Here is a 19,586-nt window from a genome sequence, read left to right as displayed (position 1 = left end):
CCGTGAGCGACGCTGAGGAGGGAAACTGGTAGCCCCGACGGGATTCGAACCCGCGCTACCGCCTTGAGAGGGCGGCGTGCTAGGCCGCTACACAACGGGGCCCTAGCGCCTGGTCTTGTCGGACCAAGCCGCAGAAGCCTACCAACTCACTGACTCGTCGGGCGAATTGAAGGCGTCTGCGTGGCTGGGGTACTAGGACTCGAACCTAGACTAACTGAACCAGAATCAGCCGGGCTGCCAATTACCCCATACCCCACCGGGCGTCCTTGGCTGTGCTGGCCGCCTGGTGGCCCCTCGCGGGGCACGAGGGATGACTTTACTGCAGGGACTGCCCCGCACCCAAACCGGTACCGAGGTCGACGGTGTGCCGCAGCCTCAGCAGACGGAACGTGACGTAGGCCAGCACCGCGAAGAGGGCGAAGCTGCCCACATCGAAGGCCGCGTCCGACCAGCCGATGCTCTGGATCGCCCGCAGGCTGGCGATCGAGGTGGTCAGCCCGGCGAGCAGGAAGGCCAGCACGTTGTTGACCACGTGCGCGGCGATCCCCGCCTCGAGACCGCCGGTCCGCCACACCAGCACCGCAGCCAGCAGGCCGAACGCGAGCCGGTCGACGAACAGCGGCAGGTTCTGGGTGCCGTGCAGCAGCGCGAACACCACCGACGACCCGATGATCCCGACCCACGGTCCGCGGCCGAGGCTGCCCAGCGCCTGCATCAGGTAGCCGCGGAAGAAGATCTCCTCCGCCGCTGCCTGGATGGGTGAGGTCAGCACGATCACCACGAGAAAGCCCCAGAAGCCGGCCTGCGGCCGGATCGGCAGGAAGCCCGAGACGACCTGCGAGAGCAGCTGCACGCCGAGCAGGCTGACCAGCGCGACGCCGAGACAGATCAGCAGGTACCGCCACCGGATCCCCGGCTGCACCGACGCCAGCCAGCGGGGCCGCACCCGGTGCAGGACGGCGAGTACCGCCCAGGTGATCGGGATCATGGTGGCCAGACCGAGGTTGGTCCCGAGCATCCCGACAGGCTTCTCGAAGGCATACGCCGACCGGTAGTACGCGGCCCAGGTGGTGCTGTGACCACCGAACGCGTAGCCGATCGCGACGACCACCTGGCTGACCACCCCGGTGAGCAGGTAGAACAGCGCCAGGCCCATCACCACCCCGACCGCCGAACGCCACCAGAGGTAGCCCGGTCCGCGAAGAGTCTGCGGGTACGTCGCGCCGTCGGGCGGCAGCACCTCGTTCTCCTCGAGCAAAGGCGGCGTGAACCGGGGCTCGCGGCGAGACGGCACGCGTGGCTGCCCCGGGGTGGGCGCCTGGAACCCCGAGCGGACCGCGGGGTTGCCCGAGCGGGAGCTACGGGCAGGCGGACGGGGTCGCTCCCTGCTGGCCATCGCGGCTACGCCGACGCGGTCGCGAGACCGGACCGTGCGGCCTCGATCCGGGCCAGGGCCGAGCTGCGGCCCAGCAGCTCGATCGACTCGAACAGCGGGGGCGAGATCTTGCGTCCGGTGATCGCGACCCGGACCGGCCCGAACGCCAGCTTGGGCTTCAGCCCCAGCCCGTCGACGAGGGCGCTCCGCAACGCCGCCTCGATCGCGGCGTGGTCGAACGTCTCGAGCTCGGTCAGCGCCGCCGCTGCGGCCGCGAGGGTGGCGTCGGCCTGGGGAGCAAGCGCTGCCGCCGGCTCGATCACGACGTCGGCGTCGGCCCGGAAGAGGAAGCCGAGCATGGCGACCACCTCCGACAGGGTGTTCATCCGCTCCTGCACCAACGGCGTAGCCGCCTCCAGCAGCTGGGCCTGCTCGAGCTTCGGCGGGTCAGCGACCAGACCGGCACCCTGCAAGAAGGGCAGCAGCTCCCGGGTCAGGTCGGCCGGAGCGAGGGCACGGATGTGGGAGGCGTTGATCGCCTCGCACTTGCGGGCGTCGAAGCGCGCCGGGTTGGCGTTGACCCGACGGATGTCGAACGCGGCGACCATCTCGGCCAGGCTGAACACGTCGCGGTCGTCCGCGATCGCCCAGCCGAGCAGCGCCAGGTAGTTCAGCAACGCCTCAGGCAGGTAGCCCTGCTCGCGGTACTCGGCCAGGCCCGACCCGCGGTCGCGCTTGGACAGCCGGCGGTTGCCGTCGCCGAGCACGGTCGGCAGGTGACCGAAGACCGGCGTCCGGCCGCTGCCGACCCCGATCTGGGCCAGCGCTTGGTAGAGCACGATCTGCCGAGGCGTGGAGGGCAGCAGGTCCTCACCGCGGAGGACGTGGGTGATGTCCATCAGCGAGTCGTCGACCGGGTTGACCAGCGTGTAGAGCGGCTCGCCGTTGCCCCGCACCAGCACGTAGTCGGGCACGTGCTCGGCGCCGAACCGGACGGGTCCGCGGACCAGGTCGTCGAACTCGATCGGCGCGTCCGGCACCCGCATCCGCACCACGAAGGACGTGCCGAGCGCCTCCAGCTCGGCCCGACGCTGGTCGGTGAGGTCGCGGCAGAAGCCGTCGTACCCCGACGGCGCGTTCGCCGGCAGTGCACTCTGGCGCGCCTCGATCTCCTCGCGGGTGCAGTAGCAGCGATAGACCAGGCGCGCCGCCAGCAGCTGCTCGACGACGTGTGAGTAGATGCTGCTGCGCTCGGACTGGATGTAGGGCCCGTACGGCCCGCCGACGACCGGACCCTCGTCCCAGTCGAGGCCGAGCCAGGTCAGCGCCTCGAGCAGGCCGGTGTAGGACTCCTCGAGGTTGCGGCCCGCGTCGGTGTCCTCGATCCGCAGCACGAAGGTGCCGCCGTGGTGGCGGGCGAACGCCCAGTTGAACAGCGCGCTGCGGACGTTGCCGACGTGCAGGTTGCCGGTCGGGGAGGGGGGGAACCGGACCCGGACCTGCTCGGGTCGCAGTCCGCGCAGGGCCGGGTCGGAATGGGCCGGGTCGGGGAGGGTTGAGGGGGCGTCAGGCTCGGTCACGAGGTGGCTTCCGGGTCGCGGGTGGAGTCAGCGTGGTCGTCGGCGTCGGAGGTCACGTGGTTGGTCAGGGTGCCGATGCCTTCGATCTCGATGCTGACCTGCTGGCCGGGCAGCATCGCGCCGACCCCTTCCGGGGTCCCGGTCAGGATGACGTCGCCGGGCAGCAGGGTCGTGTAGGAGGAGATGTAGGCGATCAGCGCGGGGATGCTGTTCACCATGGCGGACGTCCGGCCGTCCTGGCGGAGGTCGCCGTCCAGCGTGGTGCGGATGGACAGGTCGGCGACCTCGTCCAGGCTCTGGTGGGTGGTGATCCAGGGGCCGAGCGGGCAGAACGTGTCGGACCCCTTGGCGCGGGCCCACTGGCCGTCGGACTTCTGCAGGTCGCGGGCCGTGACGTCGTTGGCCACGGTGTAGCCGAAGATCACCTCGGCGGCGCGAGACTCGGGCACCTCCTTGCAGATCCGGCCGATGACCACCGCCAGCTCCCCCTCGAAGCTGACCTCGTGACTGGCCCGGGGATAGACGATGGCGTCACCGGGGCCGACCACCGAGGTGTTCGGCTTGTAGAAGGTCAACGGGGTGGTCGGCACCTCGTTGCCCAGCTCGGCGGCGTGGGCGGCGTAGTTGCGGCCGACGCCGACGACCTTGCTGCGGGGGATGACCGGGGCGAGCAGTCGGACGGCGGCCAGCTCCTGCCGCTCGCCCGTCAGCTGGACCGGCATGGCGATCGGGTCGCCGGTGAGAACGGACACGGTGCCGGGATGGCGGCCCCCGTCCTCGGCGAGCTCGACGATGCCGAACTGGGGGTCACCCCCCGCGGCGAAACGGGCGATACGCATTCGGCCAGCCTATCGAGGGATCCCGGCTGGTCTGAGCACTAGTCTGCCCGGATGAGCGCGCACCCGAACGCCTTCGACCCAAACGCCTTTGATGCCGTGGACTTGATCCGGACCAAGCGGGACGGCGGCGAGCTGGCCCCCGAGGCGGTCGACTGGCTGATCGCGGCGTACACCGACGGCCGGGTCGCTGAGGAACAGATGTCGGCGATGGCGATGGCGGTCCTGCTGCGGGGGCTGAGCCGGGCCGAGCTGAGCCGGTGGACGGCGGCGATGATCGCCTCGGGCGAGCGGCTGGACTTTTCGGGCCTGTCGCGGCCGACCGTGGACAAGCACTCCACCGGCGGCGTCGGCGACAAGATCACGTTGCCGCTCGCCCCCCTGGTGGCGGCGTGCGGGGTGGCCGTACCGCAGCTGTCGGGCCGTGGCCTCGGCCACACCGGAGGCACCCTGGACAAGCTCGAGGCCATCCCCGGCTGGCGGGCCACGCTCAGCCTCGCCGAGATGACGGCCCAGCTCGAGGACGTCGGCGCGGTGATCTGCGCCGCCGGCTCCGACCTCGCGCCGGCGGACAAGAAGCTGTACGCGCTGCGGGACGTCACCGGCACCGTCGAGTCGATCCCGCTGATCGCCTCATCGATCATGAGCAAGAAGATCGCCGAGGGCACCTCGGCGCTGGTGCTGGACGTCAAGGTCGGCACGGGCGCGTTCATGAAGACCGAAGCGGACGCGCGCGAGCTGGCGGAGACGATGGTGCGGCTCGGCCAGGACGCCGGCGTCCCCACCGTCGCGCTGCTGACGCAGATGTCGACCCCGCTCGGGCGGACGGCGGGCAACGCGTTGGAGGTGGCCGAGTCGGTGGAGGTGCTGGCCGGCGGCGGACCGGCGGACGTCGTCGAGCTCACCCTCGCGCTGGCCCGGGAGATGTTGGCCGGGGTCGGTCGCGGCGACGTCGACCCGGCCGAGGCCCTCGTCGACGGCCGCGCGATGGACGTCTGGCGGGCGATGATCCGCGCCCAGGGCGGCGACCCGGAAGCGGCGCTAACCGTCGCGAAGGAGACCGAGGTGGTCCGCGCCGACCGCGCGGGAACGGTGGAACGGGTCGACGCCATGGCCGTCGGATTCGCCGCGTGGCGGCTCGGGGCCGGCCGAGCGCGGCGCGAGGACCAAGTCCAGGCCGGCGCGGGCGTCACCCTGCACGTCCGGCCCGGCGACGAGGTCGCCGCCGGTGATCCGCTCTTCACCCTGCACACCGACACCCCGGCACGCTTCGACCGGGCCCGGGACGCTCTGGCCGGCGGTTATGCCGTTGGCGCCGGTCCGGTCGTCCCTCAGCCCCTGGTGATCGACCGGATCGGCTAAGACTTCGCGCAACCCCTTCAGGGCCTTCCACAAGCTCAAAGCGCGGATCTCTCTTACGCGTCCCGAGCTCGTCGAGGGCCTCGAAGAGGTTGCGTCAACTTTGCGCTGGCGGTGAGCGCAACCCCTTCGGGGCCTTCGACAAGCTCAGGGCGCGTCGCTCGAGCTGGCGGTGAGCGCAACCCCTTCGGGGCCTTCGACAAGCTCAGGGCGCGTCGCTCGAGCTGGCGACGCGAACGACGGCTCAGACGGGGAGGGCCTCGCGGTTCTCGGTGGGACGGCGCAGCGGCGCGGGGTCGTCGGCGTGGATCAGGCCGAAGAGGTAGGCGTCGCTGAGGGCCTCCCAGGAGGCCTCGACGATGTTCTGGCCGACGCCGACGGTGGTCCAGGCCCGCCGTCCGTCGGTGGTCTGGATCAGCACCCGGACGGTGGCGTCGGTGCCGTGGCCCTGGTCGAGGATCCGGACGCGGTAGTCGATCAGCTCGAAGGCGTCGACGACGGGGTACGCCGGCCGGAGCGCGTTGCGGACGGCGTGGTCGAGGGCGTTGACGGGACCGTTGCCCTCCCCCACCACCCGCTGGCTCTGGCCCTTGGCCGTGAGCCGGACCGTGCACTCGGTGTCGGTCTCGTGGGCGGCGGAGGCGGAGTCCGCGCCGCCGGCGGGGGCTGGCTGACCCTGGGTGAAGACGCGCCAGGACTGCACCGCGAAGTATTCGGGCAGCTGGTCGAGCTCCCTACGCAGCAGCAGCTCAAAGCTTGCGTCTGCTGCCTCGTAGGTGTAGCCCGCTGCTTCCGCGTCTTTCACCCGGGCCGTGATCCGAGCCGCGAGGTCGCGGTCGGAGAGGTCGAACCCCAGCTCTTCGCCCTTCATCTGGATGTTCGCCCGGCCAGCCATGTCCGAGACGAGCATCCGCATGTCGTTCCCGACAGCAGCCGGGTCGATGTGCTGATAGAGGTTGGGGTCGACCTTGATCGCGCTGGCGTGCAGCCCCGCCTTGTGGGCGAAGGACGACAGACCAACATAGGGCTGACGAGCGCTGGATGGTGCGTTCGTCACCTCTGCGATCGCGTGCGCGAGGCGGGTGGCCTCACGCAGCGCGCCGGCCGGAAGCAGCGGCCAGCCGTACTTGAGCTCGAGGTTGGCGACGACCGAGACGAGCTCGGCGTTGCCCGTGCGCTCGCCGTAGCCGTTGACGGTGCCCTGGACGTGCATGGCACCGGCGTCGACCGCGGCGAGGGTGTTGGCGACCGCGCAGCCGGTGTCGTTGTGGGCGTGGATGCCCAGTGGGACGCCGGTCTCGGCGGTGGCGGTGACGATCTCGCCGACCCACGGCGGCAGCATCCCGCCGTTGGTGTCGCAGAGGACCACGACCTCCGCGCCCGCCTCCGCGGCGGTCCGGACGACCTCCAGCGCGTACGCCGGGTTTTCGCGGTAGCCGTCGAAGTAGTGCTCGCAGTCGACGAAGACGCGCTGGCCTTCGGCGCGCAGGTGGCTGACGGTGTCGGTGATCATGGCCAGGTTCTCAGCGAGGGTGGTGCGGAGAGCCTGCGTCACGTGCCGGTCGTGGCTCTTGGCCACCAGACAGGCCACGGGGGCGCCGGAGTTGCGCAGCGCGGCGGTGAGCGGGTCGTCGGCCGCCTTCATCCCGACCCGCCGGGTGAATCCGAACGCCACCAGGGTCGCGTGGCGCAGGGCGGCGGCCCCACCGGCCATCGCGGCGAAGAAGGCGGTGTCGTTGGGGTTTGCGCCCGGCCAGCCACCCTCGACGAAGTCAACGCCCAGCTCGTCCAACAGTCCGGCGATGGTCAGCTTGTCCGACACCGACAGGTTCAGGCCCTCCTGCTGGGAGCCGTCCCGCAGGGTGGTGTCGAAGACGTGGAACTCGGCCGGCATTGGCCTCAGCGGCGCAGACATTCGTAGATCCCTCGGTGTGTGGGTGGTGTCGGTGGCGTGGTCCGGGAACGAAAAAACCTCCCGCACGAGGACAGGAGGTTTGGCGCGCTGAAGGAAGGCTTCAGCGCGCTAGGTAATGAGGACGACGGACCGCATGGCCTCACTATGACCCAGATCGAGCGATTTGGCCAGCACCGACCACCAGGTGGTCGGACGCGTCGATCGGTTCACAGGACGCGCCGCAGCCAGCCGTGGGTGTCCTCGGCCCGGCCGTACTGGACGTCGAGCAGGTTCTTGCGCAGCGCCGCCGTGGTCTCACCGGTCTGGCCGGAGCCGACCTGGTGGGTGCCCTGCTCGTTCTTGAGCGTGCCGATGGGCGTCACCACCGCGGCCGTGCCGCACGCGAACAGCTCGGCCACCCAGCCGCTGTCGATGCCCTCGAGCAGCTCGGTGACGCCGATCCGCCGCTCGACCGGGGTGAGCCCGAACTCACGAGCCAGGCTGAGGATCGAGTCCCGGGTGACCCCTTCGAGGATGGAGCCACTCAGCTCGGGGGTGATCAGCTCGGCGTCGGAGGTGACGAGATAGACGTTCATCCCGCCGAGCTCCTCGACGTAGGCGTGCTCGGCGGCGTCGGCGAACATCACCTGGTCGCAGCCGTGGGTGGCCGCCTCCTGCTGGGCGACGAGGCTGGCCGCGTAGTTGCCGCCGGTCTTGGCCGCACCCATGCCGCCGGCGGCCGCACGGGTGTAGGTGGTGGAGATCCAGATGCTGACCGGGTGCACCCCGCGGGCGAAGTACGGCCCGGCCGGGCTCGCGATGCAGCAGTAGGTGACCCGCTGGGCCGCCCGGACGCCGAGGAACGCCTCCGAGGCGAACATGAACGGCCGCAGGTACAGGCTCTGCTCGTTGTCCAACGGCATGCTCGCTCCGCTCGCGGGCGCCGAGGGCACCCAGGCCACGTCGGCGGCGACGAGGGCGTCGATGCTGGCCAGGAAGTCTTCCTCCGACAGCACCGGCAGGGCGAGCCGGTGGGCCGACCGGGCCAGCCGGGCCGCGTTCTGGTCGGGCCGGAAGAGCCAGACGCTGCCGTCCGCGTGCTTGTAGGCCTTCAGGCCCTCGAAGATCTCCTGCGCGTAGTGCAGCACCGCGGTGGCCGGGTCGAGGGAGAAGGGTCCGTACGGGACGACGGCCGAGTCGTGCCAGCCGTCCGCGCCGGTCCAGGTGGCGACGGCCATGTGGTCGGTGAAGCTCACGCCGAACCCGGGGGCGGCCAGGATCGCCTCGCGCTCCGCGGTGGGACGCGGGTGCGGGTTGGGACGGAGATCGAACGGAAGACTCACGCGGGCCACGCTAACAGCCAGGGCCCTGAGACGGGCCGGGCATTCCTCAGGCGGGTGGCTAGCATACGCGGGTGACTGAGACGAATGCCGCGCGTACCTTCAACCTCGCCGTCATCGCCGGTGACGGCATCGGGCCCGAGGTGGTGACCGAGGGGCTCAAGGTGCTGGACGCCGTGACCGGCCCCGGCACCTTCGCCACCACGGCCTACGACCTGGGGGCCACCCGCTGGCAGCGGACCGGTGAGGTGCTGCCCGACAGCGTGCTCGCCGAGCTGGCGGCCGCGGACGCGATCCTGCTCGGGGCGGTCGGTGCCGCGCCGGGTGCGACCGACGTGCCGAGCGGACTGCTGGAGCGCGGGCTGCTGCTCAAGCTGCGGTTCGCCTTCGACCACTACGTGAACCTGCGGCCGAGCCGGCTCTATCCCGGCGTGCCCACCCCGCTGGCCGAGAGCGTGACCAGTCGCGGCGAGATCGACTTCGTGGTGGTCCGCGAGGGCACCGAGGGCCTCTACTGCGGCAACGGCGGCACGGTCCGGAGCGGCACCCCGCACGAGATCGCGACCGAGGTCAGCGTCAACACCGCGTACGGCGTGGAGCGCGTCGTCCGCGACGCCTTCGAGCGCGCCACCCGCCGCCGCAACCAGCTGACCCTGCTGCACAAGCACAACGTCCTGGTCAACGCGGGTGGGCTGTGGCGCCGGGTCTTCGAGTCGGTCGCCGCGGAGTACCCCGGCGTCACGACCGACTACCTGCACATCGACGCCGCCATGATCTTCCTGGTCACCGACCCGGCCCGCTTCGACGTGATCGTCACCGACAACCTTTTCGGCGACATCGTCACCGACCTCGCGGCGGCGGTCACCGGCGGTATCGGGCTGGCGGCGAGCGGCAACGTCAACCCGGACGGCACCTACCCCTCGATGTTCGAGCCCGTGCACGGCTCCGCACCCGACATCGCCGGCCAGGGCATCGCCGACCCGACCGCGACGATCCTCTCGGTCGGTCTGCTGCTGGAGCACCTCGGGCTGACCGAGGAGGCCGCGCGGGTGGAGAAGGCCGCCGTGGCCGACATCGCCAGCCGCGGCACCACCCCTCGGTCGACCAGCGCCATCGGCGACGCGATCGCCGCTGCGGTCTGAGGTTGGGGGTCTGAGGGGGCGTTCAGCCGAGCGAGGGCCGGACGTCGCCGGCCGCGAGCTGACGGGCGATCACCGCAGGAACCACCGAGTGCGCCTTGCGCGGACGCCGGCGGGGCCGTTCGGGGGCGCCGCCCATTGGGCCCTCGTCGAGGGCCCAGGCCTGGGGGTACATGTCGTACATCGTCGTGCTCCTGCCTTTCGACCGGCAAAGTCGGACATGTTGGCGCATGCCCGCTGCGGCTTGAAATACTAGGACGCCCTAGTAAGTTGGTACCGATCAGCCGGCGTGATACCACATCGTGGACCGGACCTGACCGGCGGGAGTTCCTGACACACTTTCGGGGTGAGCGCGCCCCCCGACCTACCCGACCTGGTCGTCCGCGCCCTGCGGATGTCTCTGGTCCGCGGGTACGTGCAGGCCTCGCGGAGCGAGACCGGTCGGCTGCTGGCCACCCTCGCGGCCACCCGGAGCGGCACCATCGCCGAGTGCGGGACCGGCTGCGGCGTCGGAGCCGCCTGGCTGCGCAGCGGAGCCCCGAAGACGACCCGGGTGATCACCGCCGAGCTCGACCCCGAGCTGGCGCACGGCGTGATGACGATGTTCGCTGACGACGACATCGACGTGATGCACGCCGACTGGAGCAGCCTGCGCGAGCACGCGCCTTTTTCGTTGATCTTCCTGGACGCCCTCAGCGCCCGGGAGTGGCCGCGTCAGGACATCATCGAGCTGCTCGACGACGGCGGCATGATCGTCCTCGACGACTTCACCCCCTGTCCCACCTGGCCGCCGCTGATCCGGGGACGGGTGGACACGCTGCGGCTGGACTGGCTGTCCGACGAACGTTTCACCAGCGTGGACGTGATGGTCGCCGAGGACACGTCCGTGCTGATCGCCGTCCGCCGCTGACCGCGGGCTGATCCGCCCCCGCTGACCCCCGAAGCCCTGCGCGTCAGGCATCCTGTGGGGGTGGCAACGGGTCGACGGACGTTCGTGCGGGTGCTCGGGGGAACGTTCCTGATGCTCGCCTTCGTGGGGATCGTGCTGGCGGTGCTCGTCCGGCAGGCGGGCGGCTGGGGGGTTCCGTACTTCTCCTTCACCTCCGCGCACGGGTCCCCGTGCACCAACAACCTGACCGGCTACACCTGCTCGCCGCTCACGCTCGCCGACGTGGAGTTCTTCGGTGACGTCGACCTGCCGGGGGGCACCACCGTGGTCGCGAGCCACTACCGCTCGACCCACGACTTCTCCCTCGAGGCGTCTCTGCAGGTTCCCCGCGCCGGGGCCGCCACCGCCCTGAAGAACCTGAAGCGGGCGTACGGGCCCTGCCAGCGCGGCGCCACCTCACCGCTGTCGCCCACCGGACTGCGCGAGGTCTGCGTGATGGTCAACCCCGAGGGCGCCGAGTCCGACGGGCAGCTGTCGTCCCGCGTCTACGCCGTCGGCACCGGCCTCCGCGCCGACGGCAGCCGGATCGTGGCGATGACCGTCCGCTCGCGGTGACCAGGGGCGCGCCCGGCCAGTTCGCCCGCCGACCTCATCCGCCGCGTCTTCAGCGGGCGGCGGTGCCCTCGACGTAGTCGTCGTCGTGGTTCTTCACCCAGGCCATCAGGTCGCGCAGCTCGTGGCCGACCTTCTCGATCGGGTGCTGGGCACCCTTCTCGCGCAGGGCCAGGAACTCCGGCGCGCCGGCGTCCTGGTCGGCGATGAACCGGGTGGCGAAGGCGCCGTCCTGGATGTCGTTCAGCACGGACTTCATGTTCTCCTTCACCCGCGCGTCGATGACGCGCGGACCGGACACGTAGTCGCCGTACTCGGCGGTGTCGGAGATGCTCCAGCGCTGCTTGGCGATGCCACCCTCGTACATCAGGTCGACGATCAGCTTGAGCTCGTGCAGGCACTCGAAGTAGGCGACCTCGGGCTGGTAGCCGGCCTCGGTCAGCGTCTCGAAGCCGGCCTGGATCAGCGCCGACGCGCCACCGCAGAGGACGGCCTGCTCACCGAACAGGTCGGTCTCGGTCTCCTCGGTGAAGGTGGTCTTGATGCCGCCGGCCCGCAGGCCGCCGATGCCCTTGGCGTAGGCGAGCGCCAGGTCCCAGGCCTTGCCGGTCGCGTCCTGCTCGACCGCGACGAGCACCGGGACCCCCCGACCCTCGGCGTACTCGCGACGGACCAGGTGGCCCGGACCCTTCGGCGCGACCATGGCCACGTCGACCCCTTCGGGGGGCTTGATGTAGCCGTAGCGGATGTTGAAGCCATGGCTGAAGAAGATCGCGTCGCCCGGTACCAGGTTGGGCTCGATGGCCTCGGCGTAGACCTTGCGCTGGATCGGGTCCGGGGTGAGGACCATGATCAGGTCCGCCTCCTCGCACGCCTCGTACGGGGTGAGGACGCGCAGGCCCTGCGCCTCGGCCTTGGCCCGGCTCCTGCTGCCCTCGGGCAGGCCGACCCGGACGTCGACGCCGGAGTCGCGCAGCGACAGCGCGTGGGCGTGGCCCTGGCTGCCGAAGCCCAGAATGGCGACGTTGCGGCCCTGGATCAGGGCCAGGTCGGCGTCGGAGTCGTAGAACATCGTTGCTGGCACGGGTGGATCTCCTCTAGGTGGTGGTTCTGGGATCGGGTGGGCGGGCGCCGCTCAGACGGCGTGCACGCGGCTGCGCTCGGCACGCGCGGCCCGGTCGGTCATGGAGCGGTTGCCGCGGCCGAGGGCGACGAGACCGGACTGGACCAGCTCGCGGACGCCGTACGGCTCGAGCAGGCTGAGCATGGCGGTCAGCTTCTCGGGCTTGCCGACGGCCTCGACGGTGATGATGTCGGCGGTCACGTCGACGACCTTGCCGCCGAAGAGCCCGATGATCTCGATCAGCTGGCCGCGGGTCTCGGCGGTGGCGCGGACCTTGACCAGGCACAGCTCACGGCGGACCGCGTCGCCCTCGAGCTCGACGATCTTGAGCACCTCGATCAGCTTGTTGAGCTGCTTGGTGATCTGCTCCAGGACCTGGTCGTCGACGGTGACCGCGAGGGTGATCCGCGACATCGTCGGGTACTCGGTGGGCCCGACCGCCAGCGACTCGATGTTGTAGCCGCGGCGCGCGATCAGGCTCGACACCCGGGCCAGGACCCCGGGCTTGTTCTCCACCAGCACGCTCAGCGTGTGCGTGGACAGCTCCCCGCTCACAGGGTCTCCCCGTCCCACTGCGGCGCCATGTCCCGGGCCACCTGGATCTCGTCGTTGCTGGTGCCGGCGGCGACCATCGGCCAGACCATGGCGTCCTTGTGCACCACGAACTCCACCACCACGGGGGCGTCGTTGATCGAGTTGGCCTTGTCGATCACGGCGTCCACGTCGTTGACGTCCTCGGCGCGTAGCCCGACGCAGCCCATCGCCTCGGCGAGCTTCTGGAAGTCGGGGACCCGGTTGGTCTTGAGGTCGGTGTTGGAGTAACGGCTCTCGTAGAACAGGGTCTGCCACTGACGCACCATGCCCAGGCTCTGGTTGTTGATCACCGCGATCTTGACCGGGATCCCTTCCAGGGCACAGGTCACGAGCTCCTGGTTGGTCATCTGAAAACAGCCGTCGCCGTCGATGCCCCAGACGATGCTGTCCGGGAGGCCCACCTTGGCGCCCATCGCGGCGGGGACGCAGTAGCCCATCGTGCCGAGACCGCCGGAGTTCAGCCAGTGGCCGGGCTTCTCCCAGGGGAGGAACTGGGCGGCCCACATCTGGTGCTGGCCGACGCCGGAGGCGTAGTAGGCGTCCGGTCCGGTGATCTCACCGATCCGCTTGATCACGTGCTGCGGCGACAGCGACCCGTCCTCGGGGAAGTCGAAGCCGGCGGGGTAACGGCGCTTGAGGTCAGCCAGGTAGCGCGCCCAGTCGGCGATCTCGGGGTGGGTCTCGCTCGGCCGCAGCAGGGTGATCAGCTCGGCGATGACCTCCTTGCAGTCACCGACGATCGGCACGTCCGCGGTCCGGTTCTTGCTGATCTCCGCCGGGTCGATGTCGGCGTGGATGACCTTGGCGCCGGGGGCAAAGGTCGACAGCTTGCCGGTCACCCGGTCGTCGAAGCGGGCGCCGAGGGTGATCAGCAGGTCGCTGCGCTGCAACGCGCCGACCGCGGACACCGTGCCGTGCATGCCGGGCATGCCCATGTGCTGGGGGTGGCTGTCGGGGAACGCGCCCAGGGCCATCAGCGTGGTGACAACGGGGATACCCGTGATCTCGGCCAGCACCTTCAGCTCCTTCGAGGCGCCGGACTTGATCACCCCGCCGCCGACGTAGAGCACGGGCCGACGGGAGGCGGTGATCAGCTTCGCGGCCTCACGGACCTGCTTGGTGTGCGGCTTGGTCACCGGCCGGTAGCCGGGCAGGTCGAGGGTGCGCGGCCACTCGAAGGTGCCGCTGGCCTGGAGCGCGTCCTTGGTGATGTCGACGAGCACCGGGCCCGGTCGGCCCGTGCTGGCGATGTGGAACGCCGACGCGATCGCGGCCGGGATGTCCTCGGGGTGGGTGACCAAGAAGCTGTGCTTGGTGATCGGCATCGTGATGCCCCGGATGTCGGCCTCCTGGAAGGCGTCCGTCCCGATCGAGGGACTGGCCACCTGCCCCGTGATCGCGACCATCGGCACCGAGTCCATGTGCGCGTCGGCGATGGGGGTGACCAGGTTGGTCGCGCCCGGACCGGAGGTGGCCATGCAGACGCCGACCTTGCCGGTCACCATCGCGTAGCCCTCGGCGGCGTGGCCCGCACCCTGCTCGTGCCGCACCAGGATGTGTCGCACCGTGGTCGACTGGTAGAGCGGGTCGTACGCCGGGAGGATCGCCCCGCCCGGGATGCCGAAGACGACGTCGGCCCCGACCTGCTCGAGCGACTTGACCAGGGACTGCGCCCCGCTCAGTTTCTCTGCTGTCGTGCTCGACTCTGACATCGTCTGCTCCTTGGCCGTTCGAGGTCGGATGAGGACCCGTTGGATGTTACGCCTGTGCTACGCCGGTCTCCTCGTCGCGGAACCCGGCCAGAAAAAAACCCCCGCTGCCCGAGGGCAGACGAGGGAGCGTGTCGGTGGATGAGCGAGAACTCAGCCGACACGCGGGCTAACTACGAGGAGGGTGATGCGCAGCACGAAGACGACGATAGCCCGCCGACCACTCTCCGCCCAGTCACGACCCGCGATGTCTTGACATGCGGAAGGACGCTCGGACGTCCTAGCAGTTGTCGCCCCTTGGCGGCCTGGCTCAGAGCAGCCGCTCAGCCGACCGCAGGAAGGGGGCGGCGGCCCGGTCGGCGCCGAAGGACCTTAGGTACAGCCCTGTCGAGACCCGTTCGAGGTAGCCCCACTCCCAGATCGGGGTGGCGTCGACCCCGCTGCGGTTGGCCAGCAGCTCACACCAGCCTTTGAGCTTCGTACGGGCTCCCGGCCCGTCGAGGCGGCCCGACCAGTCGCGCAGCACGACGCCGAGGTCGTACGCCCGGTCGGTCACGAAGCCGTCCGGGTCGACGAAGCACCAGCCGGTCCCCGCCCCGGGCCGCGGCACCGAGCGTCTCAGCAGGTTGCCGGGGTGCGGGTCCCCGTGCACGACGACCGGCTCGCCCGGGTCGGCCGCACGTCGTCGGGCGTACGCCAGCGCGCACTCGACCACCGCCTCGGGGCACGGCCGGCCCTGCTCGAGCCACGCCCGGGCGACGAAGTCGCCCAGGTCGCGGGCCTTGTCCTGGTGCGCCTCGGGGTGCTCTGCGGCCGGTTGCCAGGCCTCGGCGAGGGTGTCGGCCAGCAGCCGCAGCTGGTCGGCCACCCCGAGGGACGACGTCTGCAGGCTTGCTCCCAACGCCTCGAGCAGCAGGGCGCCTCGGTCCAGGTCGGCGTCGAGCAGCCGGACGTAGCCCCGGCCCTCAGCTCGGCGCAGGGTCTCGGCCTGCTGGACCAGTCCCGGGTCGGGGAGGCTGACCTTGAGCACCACCTCGACGCCGGCTCCGGTGCGCGCCGTCGTCACGTAGGAGCTGCTGCCACCCGGCAGCGGTCGGCCGAGGCTCAGCGACCAGCGGGCTGCCAGCTCGGTCAGCACCCGCGGCAGGTCGGCCGCCCACGCCGCTCCCGGCTCACCCAGTGACCGCACGCGGGCTCGGGTCAGTGGCTGCAGCCGGGGCTGCTCGCGACCTGGGGTCACGACGGCGGCCGCGACCGCGAGGCGTCCTGGGCGGGCGTCTCGCCGAGCATCCGCCCGAAGGCGTTGGTGAGGGGGGCCTGGTCGTACCAGCCGAGGCGGACAGCGAGGTCGGCGAGGTCGGCGCCCGTCCGGGCCGCGGTACTGATCACGGTCGAGGTCAGGGGCTCGGACCCGCTCAGGTCCCAGGCCACCGTCCAGAGGTAGGCGAAGACCGCGGCGGAGGCCGGCCGACGGACCAGTCCGCGGGCCGCTTCTGCGGTGGGTGCCGCACTCCTCCACGTCGGCACGGACAGACCCTAGCCAGAGTGGCCGACATGACCGACACCGCGCAGCAGCCCACCAGTCAGCGGACCAGCAGCGTCGCGAGCGAGTCGAGCCGACGGCCCGATATTGCTACCGCGGTAGCATCCCGGTGTGAAACTCAGTGTGAGCCTGTCCGAGACGGACATGGCTGCCCTCGACGACTTCGTGCGCAGCGCTGGATTGCCGTCCCGCTCGGCCGCCGTGCAGCGAGCCATCCGGATGCTGCGATCAGCCGAGCTGGAGCAGGACTACGGGGCCGCGTGGGCCGAGTGGGAGTCGAGCGGGGAGCAAGCCCTGTGGGACGGCACTGCGGCTGACGGGCTACCCGATGCGACGCGGTGAGATCCGCCTGACCGACCTGGAACCGACGCGTGGGAGCGAGGCGAACATGCGGCGTCCCGCCGTCATCGTCAGCAACGACCGCGCCAACGCTGCTGCGGGGCGCTTGGGACGTGGTGTCGTCACCGTCGTCCCGGTGACCAGCAACGTCGACCGGGTCTACCCCTTCCAGACCTTGCTCAGCGCCGAGGCCACCGGCCTGCGGCTGAGCTCCAAGGCCCAGGCCGAGCAGGTTCGCTCGGTCAGCGTCGAGCGGCTCGGGCCGGTCTTGGGGCGCGTCCCTGCGCCGCTGATGGCCGAGGTCGACGATGCGCTGCGCCTTCACCTCCAGCTCTGAGGATCGCGTTGTTCCGGTGATCGATCCTGACGCGATGTCGAGGCAAGATCGATCAGGCTGACAGGATCCGGGGCTGGATCAGCCCGGGGAACCGGACGGTGAAGCGGGTGTCCCCGACCTGCTCACTGATCATGGCCAGCCGTTCGGAGAGCTCGTCGCGGCGGTCTGCTGGGACGCGTTCGAAGTAGTGGGTCAGCAGCCGGCCGTCCTTGGTCTGGGCCCAGGCGCCGACCACGCGGCCGTCCACCCACAGCGTCGGCCCGGCGTTGCCGCGACGATCGAACGCGTCGGCGGCCGCCGCCGGCAGGTACCAGTCGCGTTCCTTCCAGCCCATGGTGGTCGGGTCGAGACTCGGCAGCACCGCCACCCACGGCTCGGGGTCGGTCGCGCCGTCGTCGCCGGCCGCGAGCCAGCCGCGGACGCCGTCCATCTCGACGGGGACGGCGGCCGCCGCCGCGAGGGCGCGGACGGTACCGGTCTTGGTCCAGCCCGTCCACCACTGCAGGTCGGTGGTGGTCGCGGGTCCGAAGCGGCGGAGGTAGTGGTCGGCAAGTTCGGCAGCGGCCTCGGCGGGGTCCCGGTCGCCGAGCCCTCCGGGCAGCCACGCCTCAGCCACGGCGTAGCGGTAGGCGCCGTTGACCCAGCTGCCGGTGGGCCGGGCCCGCAGGATGTCCCCGGTGAAGCCGAGGTTGAGCGTGACCCGGGTGTGCGCGGCCTGGGTGGCGGCGTACTGGGTGCCGGACGCGAGCTGCAGCGGCCGGGCGAGCGCCGGTATCCGCGTACCCAGCTCACGAGCCGTGCTGGGTCCGTGGGTCTCGAGGTCGGACAGCACCAGGTTGCGCGCCCCGTCGAGCCAGGACTCCGGGTCGGCCACCCCCGAAGCGGCGAGCATGGCGCAGGTCCGTCGCCGCTCGACCGGGACCAGCGCCCTGGTCGCCGCCGCGTGCAGCCGCCGGACGGTCGGCGGCGTGCCGACCCAGAGTGTCCGGCGCATCGCGTGGTGCCGGACGAGGCTGCGCTCGACGTACAGCGCGTCACTCACGGCCTGGATCGACGGCGTCGCCATTCGCGCCAGCGCCGACAGGTAGACCGTCACCGGGTCCGAGGAGTGCAGCGCGACGAGGTCGTCGGCGAGCGTCGGCAGGTCATCGGTCCGCTGCCGGGGCAGCAGCCGGTGCCGTTCGGCCAGCCGCGCCCGCCGCTCCCCTACCCCAATCACCCGCACGCGCTCACCCCTCTTCCGAGTTGTCAGCGTCAGTGGTCGCTATAGCCGCCACTGACGCTGACAACTCGGTAGGACTCAGGAGCAGATGGCCCCGACGTTGGCGGACTTGACCAGCTTGGCGTACTTGGCCAGGACGCCGCGGCGGGCCGGACGCGGAGTGGGCGTCCATGTCGAACGGCGGCGCTCGAGCTCGGCCTCGTCGACCTCGAGCTCGAGCGTGCCGCCGGCGACGTCGAGGACGATCGGGTCGCCGTCCTGGACGAGCGCGATCGGGCCGCCCTCGGTGGCCTCCGGCGCGATGTGGCCGACGCAGAGGCCCGTGGTCCCGCCGGAGAAGCGGCCGTCGGTGATCAGCATGACGTCCTTGCCCAGGCCGGCGCCCTTGATCGCGCCGGTGATGGCCAGCATCTCGCGCATCCCCGGACCACCCTTGGGACCCTCGTAGCGGATCACCACCACGTCACCGGCGGCGACCGTGCCGTTCTCGAGCGCGTCCATGGCGGCCCGTTCGCCGTCGAACACGCGCGCGGTGCCGCGCCACACGTCGGTGTCGAAGCCGGCGCTCTTGACCACCGCACCCTCGGGCGCGAGCGAGCCGTGCAGGATCGTGATGCCGCCGGTCGCGTGGATCGGGTTGCTGAGCGCGCGGACGATCGTGCCGTCCACGTCGGGCGGGGCGATGTCGGCGAGGTTCTCGGCCATCGTGCGGCCGGTCACGGTGAGGCAGCTGCCGTCCATCAACCCGGCGTCCAGCAGGGCCCGCATCACCACCGGCACGCCGCCGACCCGGTCGACGTCGTTCATCACGTAGCGCCCGAACGGCTTCAGGTCGCCCAGGTGGGGCACTCCTCTGCCGACCCGGACGAAGTCGTCGAGGGTCAGGTCGACCTCGGCCTCGGCCGCGATGGCCAGCAGGTGCAGCACGGCGTTGGTCGAGCCGCCGAACGCCATCACCACGGCGATGGCGTTCTCGAAGGCGGGCTTGGTCAGGATCTGCCGGGCGGTGATCCCCTGCCTCAGCATCTCGACCACAGCCATCCCGCTCCGACGGGCGTAGCCGTCGCGGCGGCGGTCCACCGCCGGCGGCGCGGCCGAGCCGGGCAGGCTCATCCCGAGCGCCTCGGCGGCGCTGGCCATCGTGTTGGCGGTGTACATCCCGCCGCAGGCCCCTTCGCCGGGACAGATGGCCTTTTCGATCTCGGTCACCTGGTCGCGGCTGATCAGGCCCGCCAGGCACGCTCCGACGGCCTCGAACGCGTCGATGATCGTCACGTCCTTGTCACCGACCCGGCCGGGCATGATCGAGCCGGCGTAGAGGAAGACCGACGCGAGGTCGAGCCGGGCGGCGGCCATCAGCATGCCGGGCAGCGACTTGTCGCAACCGGCCAGCAGGACCGAGCCGTCCAGCCGTTCGGCGCTCATCACGGTCTCGACCGAGTCGGCGATGATCTCCCGGCTGACCAGGGAGTAGTGCATGCCTTCGTGGCCCATCGAGATGCCGTCGGACACCGAGATGGTGCCGAACTCCAACGGGTAGCCGCCGGCCGCGTGCACCCCGTCCTTCACCGCCTTGGCCAGCCGGTCCAGCGACAGGTTGCAGGGGGTGATCTCGTTCCAGCTGGAGGCAACCCCGACCTGCGGCTTGACCCAGTCGTCGTCGCCCATCCCGACCGCCCGCAGCATGCCGCGCGA

19 protein-coding genes and 2 tRNA genes are annotated in these 19,586 nt (G+C 70.9%); 6 read left to right on the top strand and 15 right to left on the bottom strand.

The window, feature by feature from the left end:
- Nucleotides 1–26 precede the first annotated feature (26 nt).
- From ACFE76_RS11665 to ACFE76_RS11645, 5 genes are all read right to left on the bottom strand, one after another.
- Nucleotides 27–102 (bottom strand) — tRNA-Glu (locus ACFE76_RS11665).
- Between the two features lie 79 nt (nt 103–181).
- Nucleotides 182–256: transfer RNA gene (locus tag ACFE76_RS11660), tRNA-Gln, on the bottom strand.
- A gap of 60 nt (nt 257–316) precedes the next feature.
- Nucleotides 317–1,240: a lysostaphin resistance A-like protein gene (locus ACFE76_RS11655; RefSeq protein ID WP_375431925.1), complete on the bottom strand. Its 924-nt coding sequence runs from the start codon at nt 1,238–1,240 to the stop codon at nt 317–319.
- 161 nt (nt 1,241–1,401) lie between these two features.
- Complete coding sequence (gene gltX / locus ACFE76_RS11650; RefSeq protein ID WP_375431924.1) at nt 1,402–2,955, bottom strand: glutamate--tRNA ligase; 1,554 nt, start codon at nt 2,953–2,955, stop codon at nt 1,402–1,404.
- Entirely contained in the window at nt 2,952–3,794 is an 843-nt protein-coding gene (locus ACFE76_RS11645) for a fumarylacetoacetate hydrolase family protein (protein ID WP_375431923.1), read from the bottom strand. Before ACFE76_RS11645 ends, gltX begins: the two co-directional genes overlap by 4 nt.
- Before the next feature lie 51 nt (nt 3,795–3,845).
- Here ACFE76_RS11645 and ACFE76_RS11640 point away from each other — a divergent pair, with 51 nt between their 5' ends.
- Complete coding sequence (locus ACFE76_RS11640) at nt 3,846–5,153, top strand: thymidine phosphorylase (RefSeq protein WP_375431922.1); 1,308 nt, start codon at nt 3,846–3,848, stop codon at nt 5,151–5,153.
- Between the two features lie 241 nt (nt 5,154–5,394).
- On the opposite strand, the gene cimA is transcribed toward ACFE76_RS11640, so the two are convergent.
- Both cimA and ACFE76_RS11630 read right to left on the bottom strand, forming a co-directional pair.
- Complete coding sequence (cimA, locus tag ACFE76_RS11635) at nt 5,395–7,065, bottom strand: citramalate synthase (RefSeq protein WP_375431921.1); 1,671 nt, start codon at nt 7,063–7,065, stop codon at nt 5,395–5,397.
- A gap of 206 nt (nt 7,066–7,271) precedes the next feature.
- The gene (locus tag ACFE76_RS11630; protein ID WP_375431920.1) at nt 7,272–8,387 is read right to left on the bottom strand and encodes a branched-chain amino acid aminotransferase; all 1,116 of its coding nucleotides are present in this window, start codon (nt 8,385–8,387) and stop codon (nt 7,272–7,274) included.
- Nucleotides 8,388–8,458: 71 nt separating this feature from the next.
- Here ACFE76_RS11630 and ACFE76_RS11625 point away from each other — a divergent pair, with 71 nt between their 5' ends.
- Nucleotides 8,459–9,526, top strand: coding sequence for a 3-isopropylmalate dehydrogenase (locus ACFE76_RS11625; RefSeq protein ID WP_375431919.1), 1,068 nt, complete (start codon nt 8,459–8,461; stop codon nt 9,524–9,526).
- Nucleotides 9,527–9,548: 22 nt separating this feature from the next.
- On the opposite strand, the gene ACFE76_RS11620 is transcribed toward ACFE76_RS11625, so the two are convergent.
- Complete coding sequence (locus tag ACFE76_RS11620) at nt 9,549–9,707, bottom strand: hypothetical protein (RefSeq protein ID WP_375431918.1); 159 nt, start codon at nt 9,705–9,707, stop codon at nt 9,549–9,551.
- 162 nt (nt 9,708–9,869) lie between these two features.
- On the opposite strand from ACFE76_RS11620, the gene ACFE76_RS11615 reads away from it, so the two are divergent.
- Entirely contained in the window at nt 9,870–10,433 is a 564-nt protein-coding gene (locus ACFE76_RS11615; protein WP_375431917.1) for an O-methyltransferase, read from the top strand.
- Nucleotides 10,434–10,493: 60 nt separating this feature from the next.
- Entirely contained in the window at nt 10,494–11,027 is a 534-nt protein-coding gene (locus tag ACFE76_RS11610; RefSeq protein ID WP_375431916.1) for a hypothetical protein, read from the top strand.
- A 49-nt stretch (nt 11,028–11,076) separates the two neighbouring features.
- Here the strand turns inward: ACFE76_RS11610 and ilvC are convergent, their stop codons facing one another.
- From ilvC to ACFE76_RS11585, 5 genes are all read right to left on the bottom strand, one after another.
- On the bottom strand, nt 11,077–12,096 hold the full coding sequence (ilvC, locus tag ACFE76_RS11605) for a ketol-acid reductoisomerase (protein WP_375431991.1): 1,020 nt from the start codon (nt 12,094–12,096) through the stop codon (nt 11,077–11,079).
- A 63-nt stretch (nt 12,097–12,159) separates the two neighbouring features.
- Entirely contained in the window at nt 12,160–12,690 is a 531-nt protein-coding gene (gene ilvN / locus ACFE76_RS11600; protein WP_375431990.1) for an acetolactate synthase small subunit, read from the bottom strand.
- A gap of 8 nt (nt 12,691–12,698) precedes the next feature.
- Entirely contained in the window at nt 12,699–14,453 is a 1,755-nt protein-coding gene (locus ACFE76_RS11595) for an acetolactate synthase large subunit (RefSeq protein ID WP_375431915.1), read from the bottom strand.
- A gap of 307 nt (nt 14,454–14,760) precedes the next feature.
- A complete protein-coding gene (locus ACFE76_RS11590) occupies nt 14,761–15,639 on the bottom strand; it encodes an aminoglycoside phosphotransferase family protein (protein ID WP_375431914.1) in 879 nt (292 codons plus the stop codon).
- Nucleotides 15,640–15,686: 47 nt separating this feature from the next.
- The gene (locus tag ACFE76_RS11585) at nt 15,687–15,977 is read right to left on the bottom strand and encodes a hypothetical protein (protein WP_375431913.1); all 291 of its coding nucleotides are present in this window, start codon (nt 15,975–15,977) and stop codon (nt 15,687–15,689) included.
- Nucleotides 15,978–16,104: 127 nt separating this feature from the next.
- Here ACFE76_RS11585 and ACFE76_RS11580 point away from each other — a divergent pair, with 127 nt between their 5' ends.
- Together ACFE76_RS11580 and ACFE76_RS11575 are read left to right on the top strand one after the other, a co-directional pair.
- The gene (locus ACFE76_RS11580) at nt 16,105–16,335 is read left to right on the top strand and encodes a ribbon-helix-helix domain-containing protein (RefSeq protein ID WP_375431912.1); all 231 of its coding nucleotides are present in this window, start codon (nt 16,105–16,107) and stop codon (nt 16,333–16,335) included.
- Nucleotides 16,336–16,381: 46 nt separating this feature from the next.
- Nucleotides 16,382–16,669 carry a type II toxin-antitoxin system PemK/MazF family toxin gene (locus ACFE76_RS11575; protein ID WP_375431911.1) on the top strand — a complete coding sequence of 96 codons (288 nt, stop codon included), beginning with the start codon at nt 16,382–16,384 and terminating at the stop codon, nt 16,667–16,669.
- A 52-nt stretch (nt 16,670–16,721) separates the two neighbouring features.
- Here ACFE76_RS11575 and ACFE76_RS11570 read toward each other — a convergent pair whose 3' ends face one another.
- Together ACFE76_RS11570 and ilvD are read right to left on the bottom strand one after the other, a co-directional pair.
- A complete protein-coding gene (locus ACFE76_RS11570) occupies nt 16,722–17,894 on the bottom strand; it encodes a winged helix DNA-binding domain-containing protein (protein ID WP_375431910.1) in 1,173 nt (390 codons plus the stop codon).
- Between the two features lie 75 nt (nt 17,895–17,969).
- Nucleotides 17,970–19,586 (bottom strand): dihydroxy-acid dehydratase (gene ilvD / locus ACFE76_RS11565; RefSeq protein ID WP_375431909.1); only part of this gene is annotated, 1,617 nt, incomplete at its 5' end.

The sequence above is a fragment of the uncultured Friedmanniella sp. genome (genome assembly GCF_964244005.1).
GTDB lineage: Bacteria > Actinomycetota > Actinomycetes > Propionibacteriales > Propionibacteriaceae > Microlunatus.
Note: the sequence above shows the minus strand (reverse complement) of the source record. Positions and strands in the feature narration are given on the sequence as shown.